Here is a 12624-nt window from a genome sequence, read left to right as displayed (position 1 = left end):
GTTTCGCTCAATTAGTCTACATGTCATTTCAACAAATAGACTGATTATTAAATAGGATTATTAGATAATTAAATTTATCACTAAACGGCGGAGGTATTATGTCAGAAGCCATTTTTCATGGAGTTTTTTTCGAAAAATTCCTATCGATTACCTACTATCAAACATTAATTGGTATAGGGTTACTACTCATCTGTTTTTTTGCGGTGTTAAAACCATTACAAAATAAAAAAGTCAGTTTTTCAATCCGCATGTTAGTGGGGTTAATCCTTGGTGCTGTGCTTGGCTTAGGCATTCAAGCTATGGCGGGATTCCCAACAACCCCGAAGACATGGATGCAAGAAATCGCCAATTGGTACGGTCTGTTTGGGCGGGCTTTTATCGCCTTTATTCGCATGTTGGTTATTCCGCTCATTTTTGTCTCAATTGTCAAAGTGATTATTGATTTTTCCGGCAAAAAAAACCTGCCACAAATTGCCTTCCGTGGAATTTTTTGGTTACTCTTCACCACCGCTATCGCTTGTATTGTCGGCATTATTTTAGCCAACTTATTTGAACTGGGTGAAATGAGCTCAACATCGGTACATCATGCTGAAGCTAAACAATATACCAGCATCATTGATACTTTTGTTAATCTTATTCCTAGCAATATTATTGCATCAATGGTTAAAGAAAATATTGTTGGATTAGTTATCTTTTCAGCATTAATGGGGCTGGCAGCTAATCGCATGGAAAAGAAAAACCCTCAACCTATTGCACTATTTAAAACCTTTATTGAGGCACTATATAAAATCGTCATGTCAATTGCCATGACAATCATCAAATACATGCCTTATGCAGTTGTTGCATTGCTGGCACGTACGATTATTTCAAATGGTATTCCTGCCATTATTGAAGTCTCAAGCTTTGTCGCAGCGGTCTATATTGCAATGCTCATTATGCTTGTTGTGCATATTGCCATTGTGATGCTACACGGTATCTCACCTGTTATGTTTATTAAAAAAGCACTGGGCACATGGCTGTTAGCTTTTACCAGCCGCTCATCGGTTGGCACTTTACCGATGACGATCTCAACGTTAACCGTGCGAATGGGTGTAAATAGCGGTACAGCTAACTTAGTTGGCTCGCTTGGCAGTACTATGGGGATGAACGGTTGTGCCGGCTTTTTCCCGGCGCTACTGGCGGTCATGGTGGCGCATATGGTGGGAATCGACACCAATTTTCAATTTTACATCATGTTAGTGATTGTTGTGGTCATTGGCTCAATTGGTATTGCCGGCATTCCAGGCACAGCAACGGTTGCTGCAACAGTGGTTTTATCCGGCATGGGTATGGCGCAGCACTTTGCTCTTATCGGTATGGTACTGGCTGTTGATCCAATTATTGATATGGCACGGACTTTAGCCAACGTATCGGGCGCCATGACAGCGGCTGTGGCAACCGACCGTGAGGTGGGAACAATGGATATGGACGTGTTTAACGATCCTAATGTCATACTGGACAATGATAATTCCGCCTAATTAAACGTAAGCCACAAAAAAGGACGCCACATTGCGTCCTTTTTTTGGTTGTTACGCTCGTAACAACAGTCGTATTAGGAGATTAAAGCGTTTTTAACCAAGCTTTCACATCATCGCCTAAACTTTTATGACGCATTGCGTATTGCACAAATGTTTGGACATAACCCAATTTATTACCACAATCGTGGCTACGACCTTTAATGCAATAAGCATCAACCGGCTCTTCTTCAAGTAACATTGCAATAGCGTCAGTTAATTGAATTTCTCCGCCTGCACCTAATGGCGTTTTCGCAAGCAACGGCCAAATTTTTTCAGATAAAACATAGCGTCCAACAACAGATTGATTGGAAGGCGCTTCTTCAATTGAAGGTTTTTCAACCACACTATACATTTGGGTAACATTACCGGCAGATAGCGCTTCACCACGACAATCAACAATACCGTAAGATGAAACCAACTCTTTAGGTACCGGCTCAACCATAATTTGACTGTGCTTTGTTTCATGATAGTTTTTGATCATCGCCGCTAAATTATCAGTGGCAAGATCACTGTCATACTCATCAATAATGACATCGGGTAAAACCACGGCAAATGGCTCATTACCAACTAAAGGATACGCACACATTACCGCATGCCCTAGCCCTTTAGCTAAACCTTGGCGAACACTGGCAATGGTCACATGTTTAGGTAGAATGCTTTGCACCTCTTGCAATAATTGACGTTTAACCCGAGCTTCTAACATCGCTTCTAATTCAAAACTGGTATCAAAATGGTTTTCAATCGAGTTTTTAGAAGAGTGGGTAACAAAAATAATTTCGGTAATACCAGCAGCAATACACTCTTTTACGACATACTGAATAAGAGGCTTATCAACCACCGGCAACATCTCTTTTGGAATTGCCTTGGTTGCAGGTAACATTCGCGTACCCAAACCGGCAACCGGAACAACTGCTTTTTTCACTTTTCCATTTAAAGAAGATTCAAAGTTTAATGACATTTTATTTCCTTAAAAACAAATTAACTAACAATACCGTTAATGCTTGGTACACAACCGCTACGATTAACTAAGGCATGTTTAACACGTATAAACTTTAGCATATAAGCTATCGAGATACACGCACCAACAACACTTCTTACTAAACTTTTATATTTTTTCTGACTGACTTAATTTACTCACTAATCGATATAATGATAAAACAATCTTTATACTATTTCGATAACAATCAATTTATTATTTATAGCTAAAAACAGATAGATTAAAAATGCACCACATTCCAAACGTTAACATCCATAAATCCAGCCTGTTTTATTTCGCTTTGCTAACATTGTGCATTGAGCTTACTGAATAATTGAAACTTCCGGTGAAACAATGAGCTTTGGATTGTCACTATCTTCAGCTAAAGAATCAATCACGATATAAATAATTTGGCAATTTTGTAAAATGGCTTCCCTTGCCACAAATTTTGCTTTACGGTCACGTGCTGCTCGTTGCGCAGGGCTAATGTAGAGATCATCATAGCCATCATCATACAAAGATGCTCTTTCTAATAAACTTGGTGCCCGCCAAAATGTCTCTTTAGGATAATGACGAACGATAATATTACCGGTTAATTTACCTTTCATCCCGGCATAAGTTGCCGATAAGTGCCGACTGGATCGGCTAGGTGCGATATTGATGTGCTGATAACTGGTGATATTGGAAGAAAGTGGATTTAATTGAAATTGAATCTGATTAAGCGAGGCATAATGGCAGTTTTCCATAGTTAAAGGTGCAGTTCGAAAATTTAACGAACCGCACCCAACCAAAAAAAATAAACTAATACAAATAAGTATAAATCGCATTTTTACGTATTATTTTTATAAATATGGGTTATTTATAAAAATGGTTATCATCCTAATTATAATTTATCGCTTACCGATTCAGCAGTATTTGTAATCGCTTTACCGCCTGATTGAACATCTTTACCAACACCACTAAATGTATTACATCCAGTTACCAGCGTTGTCATGACAATCCCTAACACCAAAATTAATATTTTATGGAACATATTACATACTCCTCTATAATTAATACACGGTTAGTTTAAGGTAGCAAATGCCTCTGCTACGCGATGAATATTTTGGTGATTCAAACCTGCCACACACATCCTTCCACTGCCCACCAAATAAACAGCAAAATTATCTTTTAAATGTGTGACTTGTGCTGCTGAAAATCCGGTATAACTAAACATGCCACGCTGTTTGACTAAATAATCAAAATTTTGATTAGGCGCCGCTGTTTTCAATAATTGAACTAAAGTTGAACGCATAGTCACAATACGGTTACGCATTGACTCGACTTCGTCAAACCATTGTGCTTTAAGCGCATCATTATTTAATACGTAAGCCACTAACTGCGCACCATAGGCCGCAGGACTAGAATAATTTCGACGTACGGTCGCTTGAAGTTGACCAAGTACACGATTTGCTACTTCACTATTATCACATAAAACAGATAGTCCACCAACTCGCTCGCCATATAACGAAAATGTTTTGGAAAATGAGTTACTTACAAACCCGCATAAACCAACTTCTGCGGCTTTTCTAATGGCATAACTGTCATCTTCGATACTCTCGCCAAAGCCTTGATAAGCAATATCCATAAAAGGAATAAGATCACGTGCACGTAAAACATCTATCACCGTATCCCACTGCGCTTTAGTCAAATCTGCGCCGGTCGGATTATGACAACACGGATGTAGCAATACAATGCTTTTAGCCGGTAACTGATTTAACCTTTCAAGCATTGCATCAAAATTTACCCCACAAGTTTCTGAATCAAAATAGGGGTATTTATTAACCTTAAAGCCTGCCCCGCTAAAAATAGCAATATGATTTTCCCAGGTCGGATCGCTCACCCAAACTTGCGAATCTGGAAAATAGCGAAATAAAAAATCGGCACCGACTTTAAGCGCTCCTGATCCACCTAATGTTTGAATAGTTGCAATTCGTTTATCTTTATAGGCACTGTGCGTTTGACCAAATAATAACTTTTGAATCGCTTGACAATATTCGGGCATTCCACTCATTGGTAAGTATAACTGCGCACCTTGATTATGGTGATAAACATAATCACGAGCAGTCTTAACGCACTGTAATTGAGGTACCACACTATTATCATCATAATAATAACCGATACTTAAGTTAACTTTGTTTTCACGGTTATCATGATTAAACTCTGTAACTAATGATAAAATTGGATCCCCGGCATACGGCTCTACTTTCTCAAACATATTTGCAACCTGATTACACATAAACTGACAATCGATAATTGTAGATTATTACACCAACTTCATTGGCAATCAATCTCTAAATAGCAGTTTAACAACAAATCATTTAATAAGATTTTAATTAATCGTGACAAGAGAATAAACATTATAAAAAAGAGAAAGAAAATAACGGTTTTTTAACCGGGTTTTATACTAAAACATATACATTTTCTGAAACTTCTTGACAAAGATTAGCATATAACAATGCAGATTATATCTGTAAAATTGCCCTGTCGGTGCTTACGTCTATTTGAACTTTGGAATCTTTGGCGATTTAGCTTAGTTATTGGATAAATATTTTCAATTTAGCTTTTATACTTAAACGTATACATTTTCTGAAACTTCTTGACAAGCATTAACACCTAATAATGAGATTATATCTGTAAAATTGCCCTGTCGGTGCTTACGTCTATTTGAACTTTGGAATCTATGGCAATTTAGCTTTTATACTTAAACGTATATATTTTCTGAAACTTCTTGACAAGCATTAACACCTAATAATGAGATTATATCTGTAAAATTGCCCTGTCGGTACTTACGTCTATTTGAACTTTGGAATCTTTGGCGATTTAGCTTAGTTATTGGATAAATATTTTCAATTCAGATTTTATACTCAAACGTATATATTTTCTGAAACTTCTTGACAAGCATTAGCACCATAACGGTGCTAACTGAAGCGAGATAAGTTACTTAGCGGCTATCACTTCTATTTCAACTTTGGCATCTTTTGGAATTCGGGCAACTTGTACACAAGAGCGAGCCGGGAAAGAGGCATTATTTTCGACGAAAAAGGCTTGATACACCTCATTAACGGCGGCAAAATCATTCATATCGGCTAAAAAGATAGTGGTTTTAACAATATCACTGACTTGATAACCGGCCGCTGTCACAATCGCTTTGACATTCGCTAAACTCTGTTTTGTTTGCTCTTTCACACAAGCAGGCATTTCCCCGGTTGCCGGATCAAGCGGAATTTGCCCGGATGCAAATAACATATTACCTAAATTGATTGCCTGAACATATGGTCCAATCGCCGCAGGTGCTTTATCGGTATTAATTACTTTTGCCATGTTCGATACTCTCCTTTTGATTTAACATTCAGTTAGATTGTAAAAATCTGAAATCATTCTACTTTTATCTCTGCCCATTTCAACAGGAACACTATTGGGTGTCAAGCAAAGGGGTAACGATGATCATGGGACTTCTTTAAATTTTCTGATATGATAACCAAAATTTTTCCGTATATTGAGAGTTAATATGTTTGAGAATTTAACCGAACGTTTATCACAGACATTTCGCAATCTAAGTGGTCGTGGGCGTTTGTCTGAAGATAATATTAAAGAAGCACTGCGTGAAGTGCGAATGGCACTGCTTGAAGCTGACGTTGCGCTACCGGTCGTCCGTGATTTTATCAACCAAGTAAAAGAAAAGGCCGTTGGATTAGATGTCAGCAAAAGCCTAACGCCGGGTCAAGAGTTTATCAAAATTGTGCAGGCTGAACTGACCGCCGCAATGGGCGAAGTCAACAGCTCGCTCAATCTGGCCACCCAACCACCTGCGGTTATTTTAATGGCAGGTTTACAAGGTGCCGGTAAAACCACCAGCGTTGCGAAATTAGCCAAATTTTTAAAAGAAAAACAGAAAAAGAAAGTATTAGTTGTTTCTGCCGACGTCTATCGTCCGGCAGCGATTAAACAGTTAGAAACGTTAGCCAAAGCTATCGATGTTGCGTTTTTCCCGTCTGATATTAAAGAAAAACCGATAAACATTGTTAACAATGCCATTTCGCATGCGAAATTACAATTTTTTGATGTGCTGATTGTCGATACTGCCGGTCGTTTACATATCGACGGTGAGATGATGGATGAAATCAAAGCCCTTCATCAAGCAATCAACCCAATTGAAACGCTATTTGTTGTCGATGCGATGACCGGGCAAGATGCCGCTAACACGGCTAAAGCCTTTAATGATGCACTTCCTTTAACGGGTGTGATACTGACCAAAGTCGACGGTGATGCGCGTGGTGGTGCGGCATTATCTATTCGCCACATTACCGGCAAACCGATTAAATTCTTAGGTATGGGTGAAAAAACCGATGCCTTAGAGCCATTCTATCCGGATCGCATTGCATCACGTATTTTAGGCATGGGCGATGTTATCTCTCTGATTGAAGAACTGCAAAATAATGTTGATCGTGAAAAAGCCGAGAAAATTGCCAAAAAGCTTAAAAAAGGCGATAAATTTGACTTTAACGATTTCCAAGATCAGCTTAAACAGATGCGCAATATGGGCGGAATGGGCGCCATGTTGGCTAAATTGCCGGGTGTAGGTCAGCTTCCGGAGCATATCAAAGCACAAATGGATGATAAAATCACCATTAAAATGGAAGCGATTATCGGCTCAATGACATTAAAAGAGCGAGCTAATCCGGAGATCATAAAAGGCTCACGTAAACGCCGAATCGCTGAGGGTTCCGGTACTCAAGTACAAGATGTCAACAAACTGCTTAAACAGTTTGAAGATATGCAAAAAATGATGAAGAAGATGAAAGGCGGCGGCATGATGAAGATGATGCGCCAAATGAAAGGCCTTATGGGTGGCGGAATGGGATTACCCCGACGCTAAATTAGGCTAATCTTATCGGCAAGCAAAAACCGCTTGCCACTCAACAATTAATCTATCTCAATTTTACATCGCACTTTATTAATTCATAGTGCGATGTTTTTATTTTACTGCTGTTTAAGCGATTTGATTTTGGTAGGACGGCTCATAGACAGCACGGTACCAATTGAAGACAAGATAATCAACCCAATGGCTAACCACTGATAATGCGTTAACTGCTCGTGTAACACAATCAATCCCGAAAAAGCGGCAAATACCGGCGAAAGGCTCATTAAAGTACTAAATGTTTGAGCAGGTAACCGTGGAAGTGCCACCATATCTAACCCATAAGGAATTGCAGACGCCAGCAACGAAACGAGAAAAATCAACGGCAACAGCGAGATCGAAAACATCGCACTACCGCTTTGCCAAACACCAATTGGAAATAACAGTATTGAAGCAATAATTGCGCCCAATGCCACACTTGACGAACCATGTATTGCGCCGGCTTTGCGCCCAAAAAGAATATAACATGCCCAACAAGCACCGGCAGTTAATGCCATTACTATACCGATCGGATCTAATTCGCTCGAGGCTTGATGAATCGGCAATAACATCCCCAGACCAACTACCGCAATACCCAACCAAATAAAATCAGCTAATCGCCGCCCAGAAAACATTGCCACCATAATCGGGCCGGTTAACTCAATGGCAACAGCAATTCCTAACGGAATGCGTGAGATAGCATTATAAAAACTTAAATTCATGCACCCCATTGCCAATCCGTATAAGATGATATACCGCAAAGCTTGCTTAGTTATCGCTTTGCGCCACGGCTTAAAAATCATCGCTAACATTACCGATGAAAAGGTTAAGCGCCATGCAGTCATACCTTCTGGCCCAAGAACGGGGAACAGATATTTAGCAATAGAAGCACTGCCTTGAACCGAAATCATTGAAATAAAAATTAATAAAACTGGCCAAGATCTTTTAAACATAAATGATACCTTGTTCAAAAGGTACCGCCATTAAATAACACACGCTGTGATAGTGTGTATAAATGACAGTACCAAAAAATAATTGATGAAAAGATTGGTAACGCTGAGAAAGTAAAAGCAGTTAAATTAAATTGAAAAACAGCACTTTTAAATCTTTAACGACACATAACAACTAGTTATCCCTTTTAACCGATAACAACGCAAGATCCTGCAATGCTTTTTTATAAGGAGAGTCAGGTAGAATCGCAATCACATCAAATGCTTTTTTTGCCTCTTGCTGTGCCACTTCTAAGGTAAATGCCAATGATCCGCAGGCATCCATGACCTGTAAAATACGATCTAACAAATGGCGTCCATTACCTAGCTCAATCGCTTGACGAATCATTGCCCTGTCATCAGCATTTGGCGCATGATGCATGGCATGCAGTAATGGCAGTGTTGGTTTGCCTTCGTTTAAATCATCCCCCAAATTCTTTCCTAATTTTTGATTACTGTCAGCACTGTAATCAAGTAAATCATCAATAATTTGGAAAGCAGTGCCTAAATACTTGCCATATTGTTGTAAGGCATACTCTTGTTGCTCATTTGCCTCAGCCAACACCGCTGCCGAATGTGAAGTGGCTTCAAATAGTCGGGCTGTTTTACGATAAATCACCTCTAAATACTGCTCTTTAGTGATATTAGGATCATTGCAATTTATCAGCTGTTGTACTTCGCCTTCCGCAATGACATTTGTCGCTTCTGACATAATGGTTAACACTTTAAATGATCCAGTGCGCACCATCATTTGAAATGAGCGGGTATAGATATAGTCACCCACTAATACACTGGCGGCATTACCAAACAGGGCGTTTGCTGTTGATTTGCCTCGTCTTAAATCAGATTCATCAACAACATCATCATGCAATAATGTTGCGGTATGAATAAATTCAATAAACGCAGCGGTAATAATATGCTTATCACCATGATAATTTAGTGCCTTTGCAACTAGCAAAGCAATAATTGGACGGATGCGCTTACCGCCACTGCTAATAATATAATTGCCCAGTTGATTAATCAATGCCACATCAGAGTTAAGCTCTGCTTGGATTGCAGCATTAACTTTAACTAAGTCATCTTTTACAAGTTCAAGAATTTGATTCATTGATGGATCATTCATCCCTATAACCACTACCAATAATTACGATTTTGCTCTCTATTATCTGCTAAATATTTTTAAGCAACAAGTTATTGGTATATCATATTTAAAAAATATGCTACAAATGATACGCATTTTCATTTAGAATAGCTAACTTAAGTTACAAATAAACACTGTTATGAAGATCAACTTTAATATCGATATCAACACTGACAAAGCGCCCCAAGTACCTGCAATTAAAAAGCAAGGTGGCTATTTCTATACGTCACTTTCGGTCATCACGCACTTATGTTTATTTGGATTATTATTCAGTTCAGCGCTGTTTGCCAATGATATTGTTATTGATGAAGGGGATAACTCAATCAAAGCGGTAATGGTCGATCTTACCCAAATGGCAGCGCCGCAACAATCCTTAGTTGAAAACACGCCGGATATTAAAGGCGTTGAAGATAGTGAAATTATTGATAACAAACCTATTGAAGAGCCACCGGTTGAGCCAGTTAAAGAGCCGGAAGTTGTCAAAGAACCTGAGCCTGTAGTTGATACGCCTATTCCCTTGCCGGAAAAAGAGGTAGTGGAAAAAAAAGAACCGGAACCGGAGCCAAAACCGAAACCAAAGCCAAAACAAAAACCGAAACCAGAGTCGAAACCAACGCAACGATCGTCACGCCAACAAGTTCGTCAGGAAGCAATCACTCAAAATATTGCCAATACCGCCGTTGCACCGCAAATTTCAGAAAACCGACAATATTCAGGCAATCCTTCGCCAATTAGTCGCAATCAACCCGAATACCCACGTCGAGCGCTGGATATGCGTTTAGAAGGTTATGTTATTGCACTATTTGATATCAACAGCGACGGACGAGTGGAAAATATCAGAATTATCGAAGCTCAGCCTAATAACATCTTTAATCGTTCGGTTATCAATGCCATGAAAACATGGAAATATAAACCGATTGTGGCCAAAAATTTAAAAATTAAAATCGTCTTTAATCGAGACCGTTCCATTAAATTAAATTAACGATCCGATTAACATCGTCCAACAAGTTACACCCAAACAGTTCAAGCGTTCGCTATTATCACCATTTTGCTGATAATAGCGATACCAAAGCATTATTCCAAAAACGTTAAATTGGCTTTTTCATCAAAGCTTCGATGGCTAAAGGATCTTTAGGCACCTTAGCCGTTAATACTTCGTTGCCTGACGGTGTAATTAAAATATTATCCTCAATACGAATACCAATCCCTTTATAATGTTCGGGTACATCAGCATCTTTGTTGATATACAGCCCCGGTTCAACGGTTAGCACCATGCCGGGTTGTAAAATGCAATCTCGCCCTTGCCCCACATCGTGCACATCTATCCCCAGCCAATGCCCTAAACCATGCATATAAAATTCGCTATACGCTTTATTGGCAATTAAACTATCGACATCGCCTTGCATAATACCGAGCTTAACTAAACCTTCAACCATAATACGTACAACCAGTTCATTAACAGCTAAAATGGTCGTTCCGGGTTTAAAGAGTTCAATTGCATGATATTGTGCCGCCAGCACAATGTCGTAAATGTCTCGCTGAGCTTGACTAAACTCGCCATTAATAGGAAATGTTCGGGTAATATCCCCAGCATAATATTGGTATTCACACCCTGCATCAATCAACACCAAATCGCCATTTTTCAATTGATCGCAATTGTTCTCATAATGCAATATACAACCATTATTGCCACTGCCAACAATGGTATTGTAAGACGGAAAACGAGCGCCATGCCATGCAAATTCATGTAAGATTTCGGCTTCTAACTGATATTCATACAACAACGGCTGACATTTTTGCATCGCACGCATGTGCGCCTTTGCGCTAATGTCACACGCCTTGCGTAAAATCTGCAACTCATACTCCGATTTAAACATTCGCATTTGATGAACAATTAGGCGCCAGTCAATGACTGTACTTGGCGCAACGCGTTTAACGCGAGCGCCTTCTCTTAAAGTCATCAGTGCTTGTTTAACAATGGTGTCAGCATAATCATAATGCTGATCAGCATGATAGATAGTGGTTTTGCCATCTAAGATATCGGGTAAAACAGTTGCGATGTCATCAAAAAGGTAAGCTTCATCCACCAATACCGCTTCGAGCGCCGCTTGTTGTCCTAAACGATAACCTGTCCACGTTTCAGCCAGTGGGTCTTTTTTGCGATTAAATAGCACATATTTGGCATCATTAGACTGTTTAATGATTGCCAGTACCGCTTGTGGTTCACTAAACTGAGTAAAATACCAAAAATCACTATCTTGTCGATAAGGATAATGGGTATCATTACTGCGGGTCATTTCTGGCGCAGCAAAAAAGAGTGCCACACTATTTGGCACCATTTGAGCAAGCAGTTTCTCCCGACGGGCAAACAGCTCTGTTTTGATATCTGTGTTTGGCATGGTTATGACCTTAGCGATAAATAGAGATTAATGGATAGTTGGCATAATATCAGGCTCGTTAAACTCTTCAAAGCAGAGCATCGCAGTAATGCGTACATACTCTTTGATCTCTTCAAAAGCAAAACCCAGCTCTTGCTGATCTTCATCTTCATCAAAACCTAACTTAGCAATTTCTCTTAGATCATAAATCGCTTCGCCAACATCGCCTTTTATGCGACTTAATTTTGGCTGAACAAGCCCAATCCCTAACAGAAAATGATTGACCCAACCAACAAGATCATTGATTTGAGTAAACAGGTCTTGAGAGCTCAGTTGCAATTGGAACTCAAAATCTTCATCGGTTAACTGCTGCTTAGTTAAATGATATAAATTTTCAATCTGCTTATTTAATGGCTGAGCAATAGCCTGCCCATTATTTAACATATCTTCAACTAAAGGACGCCAGCTCTCATCGAGATTACCACCAGCTAATATGCCTGAAATAAAACCATGCAATTCGGCCGCACTTACCCCTATTTTATTTTGCATTAATTGGCGATTAAGTTCGTCATAATTGATCATATCAGTCATTAAATCCACCCTGATTTTCAGTTATATCAGTAAAAAATACACCCCCTGCACTTT

The 12624-nt window shown here is 39.3% G+C and carries 12 protein-coding genes; 3 read left to right on the top strand and 9 right to left on the bottom strand.

Features of this window, described 5'->3' with window-relative positions:
* The first annotated feature begins 98 nt into the window (after positions 1 to 98).
* The gene (locus J3U74_RS08430) at positions 99 to 1517 is read left to right on the top strand and encodes a cation:dicarboxylate symporter family transporter (RefSeq protein ID WP_267328786.1); all 1419 of its coding nucleotides are present in this window, start codon (positions 99 to 101) and stop codon (positions 1515 to 1517) included.
* Between the two features lie 82 nt (positions 1518 to 1599).
* On the opposite strand, the gene galU is transcribed toward J3U74_RS08430, so the two are convergent.
* The 5 genes from galU to J3U74_RS08405 form a co-directional block, all read right to left on the bottom strand.
* Positions 1600 to 2514: a UTP--glucose-1-phosphate uridylyltransferase GalU gene (gene galU, locus J3U74_RS08425; protein WP_220218227.1), complete on the bottom strand. Its 915-nt coding sequence runs from the start codon at positions 2512 to 2514 to the stop codon at positions 1600 to 1602.
* 341 nt (positions 2515 to 2855) lie between these two features.
* Entirely contained in the window at positions 2856 to 3278 is a 423-nt protein-coding gene (locus J3U74_RS08420) for a hypothetical protein (protein ID WP_267328785.1), read from the bottom strand.
* A gap of 137 nt (positions 3279 to 3415) precedes the next feature.
* Positions 3416 to 3565, bottom strand: a complete 150-nt coding sequence (locus J3U74_RS08415) for an entericidin A/B family lipoprotein (protein ID WP_255556151.1) — start codon at positions 3563 to 3565, stop codon at positions 3416 to 3418.
* A 30-nt stretch (positions 3566 to 3595) separates the two neighbouring features.
* Entirely contained in the window at positions 3596 to 4789 is a 1194-nt protein-coding gene (locus J3U74_RS08410; RefSeq protein WP_267328784.1) for an aromatic amino acid transaminase, read from the bottom strand.
* A 722-nt stretch (positions 4790 to 5511) separates the two neighbouring features.
* Positions 5512 to 5895, bottom strand: coding sequence for a RidA family protein (locus J3U74_RS08405; RefSeq protein ID WP_267329062.1), 384 nt, complete (start codon positions 5893 to 5895; stop codon positions 5512 to 5514).
* A 187-nt stretch (positions 5896 to 6082) separates the two neighbouring features.
* Here J3U74_RS08405 and ffh point away from each other — a divergent pair, with 187 nt between their 5' ends.
* A complete protein-coding gene (ffh, locus tag J3U74_RS08400; protein ID WP_220218231.1) occupies positions 6083 to 7450 on the top strand; it encodes a signal recognition particle protein in 1368 nt (455 codons plus the stop codon).
* A gap of 104 nt (positions 7451 to 7554) precedes the next feature.
* On the opposite strand, the gene J3U74_RS08395 is transcribed toward ffh, so the two are convergent.
* Together J3U74_RS08395 and ispB are read right to left on the bottom strand one after the other, a co-directional pair.
* Positions 7555 to 8424 carry an EamA family transporter gene (locus tag J3U74_RS08395; RefSeq protein WP_220218232.1) on the bottom strand — a complete coding sequence of 290 codons (870 nt, stop codon included), beginning with the start codon at positions 8422 to 8424 and terminating at the stop codon, positions 7555 to 7557.
* Between the two features lie 172 nt (positions 8425 to 8596).
* Positions 8597 to 9583 (bottom strand): octaprenyl diphosphate synthase, encoded by a 987-nt coding sequence (gene ispB, locus J3U74_RS08390; RefSeq protein WP_267329061.1) that lies wholly within the window; start codon positions 9581 to 9583, stop codon positions 8597 to 8599.
* A 157-nt stretch (positions 9584 to 9740) separates the two neighbouring features.
* Between ispB and J3U74_RS08385 the strand changes: the two genes are divergently transcribed.
* Positions 9741 to 10583: a TonB family protein gene (locus J3U74_RS08385; protein ID WP_267329060.1), complete on the top strand. Its 843-nt coding sequence runs from the start codon at positions 9741 to 9743 to the stop codon at positions 10581 to 10583.
* Positions 10584 to 10689: 106 nt separating this feature from the next.
* Here J3U74_RS08385 and pepP read toward each other — a convergent pair whose 3' ends face one another.
* Together pepP and J3U74_RS08375 are read right to left on the bottom strand one after the other, a co-directional pair.
* Positions 10690 to 12000, bottom strand: coding sequence for a Xaa-Pro aminopeptidase (gene pepP / locus J3U74_RS08380; protein WP_267329059.1), 1311 nt, complete (start codon positions 11998 to 12000; stop codon positions 10690 to 10692).
* A gap of 27 nt (positions 12001 to 12027) precedes the next feature.
* Positions 12028 to 12570 (bottom strand): UPF0149 family protein, encoded by a 543-nt coding sequence (locus J3U74_RS08375; RefSeq protein ID WP_220218236.1) that lies wholly within the window; start codon positions 12568 to 12570, stop codon positions 12028 to 12030.
* Positions 12571 to 12624: the final 54 nt, after the last annotated feature.

Origin of the sequence: Gilliamella sp. B3892 (assembly GCF_026536305.1) — a bacterium.
In the GTDB taxonomy this organism is placed as follows: domain Bacteria; phylum Pseudomonadota; class Gammaproteobacteria; order Enterobacterales; family Orbaceae; genus Gilliamella.
This window is presented reverse-complemented; position numbering and strand designations above follow the sequence as displayed.

Excerpts from the sequence above, each read along its gene's own strand:
- galU (WP_220218227.1), bottom strand. The coding sequence starts at position 2,514 with ATGTCATTAAACTTTGAATCTTCTTTAAATGGAAAAGTGAAAAAAGCA.
- ffh (WP_220218231.1), top strand. The coding sequence starts at position 6,083 with ATGTTTGAGAATTTAACCGAACGTTTATCACAGACATTTCGCAATCTA.
- J3U74_RS08430 (WP_267328786.1), top strand. The coding sequence starts at position 99 with ATGTCAGAAGCCATTTTTCATGGAGTTTTTTTCGAAAAATTCCTATCG.
- J3U74_RS08395 (WP_220218232.1), bottom strand. The coding sequence starts at position 8,424 with ATGTTTAAAAGATCTTGGCCAGTTTTATTAATTTTTATTTCAATGATT.
- pepP (WP_267329059.1), bottom strand. The coding sequence starts at position 12,000 with ATGCCAAACACAGATATCAAAACAGAGCTGTTTGCCCGTCGGGAGAAA.
- J3U74_RS08405 (WP_267329062.1), bottom strand. The coding sequence starts at position 5,895 with ATGGCAAAAGTAATTAATACCGATAAAGCACCTGCGGCGATTGGACCA.
- J3U74_RS08385 (WP_267329060.1), top strand. The coding sequence starts at position 9,741 with ATGAAGATCAACTTTAATATCGATATCAACACTGACAAAGCGCCCCAA.
- J3U74_RS08415 (WP_255556151.1), bottom strand. The coding sequence starts at position 3,565 with ATGTTCCATAAAATATTAATTTTGGTGTTAGGGATTGTCATGACAACG.
- J3U74_RS08420 (WP_267328785.1), bottom strand. The coding sequence starts at position 3,278 with ATGGAAAACTGCCATTATGCCTCGCTTAATCAGATTCAATTTCAATTA.
- J3U74_RS08375 (WP_220218236.1), bottom strand. The coding sequence starts at position 12,570 with ATGACTGATATGATCAATTATGACGAACTTAATCGCCAATTAATGCAA.
- ispB (WP_267329061.1), bottom strand. The coding sequence starts at position 9,583 with ATGAATGATCCATCAATGAATCAAATTCTTGAACTTGTAAAAGATGAC.
- J3U74_RS08410 (WP_267328784.1), bottom strand. The coding sequence starts at position 4,789 with ATGTTTGAGAAAGTAGAGCCGTATGCCGGGGATCCAATTTTATCATTA.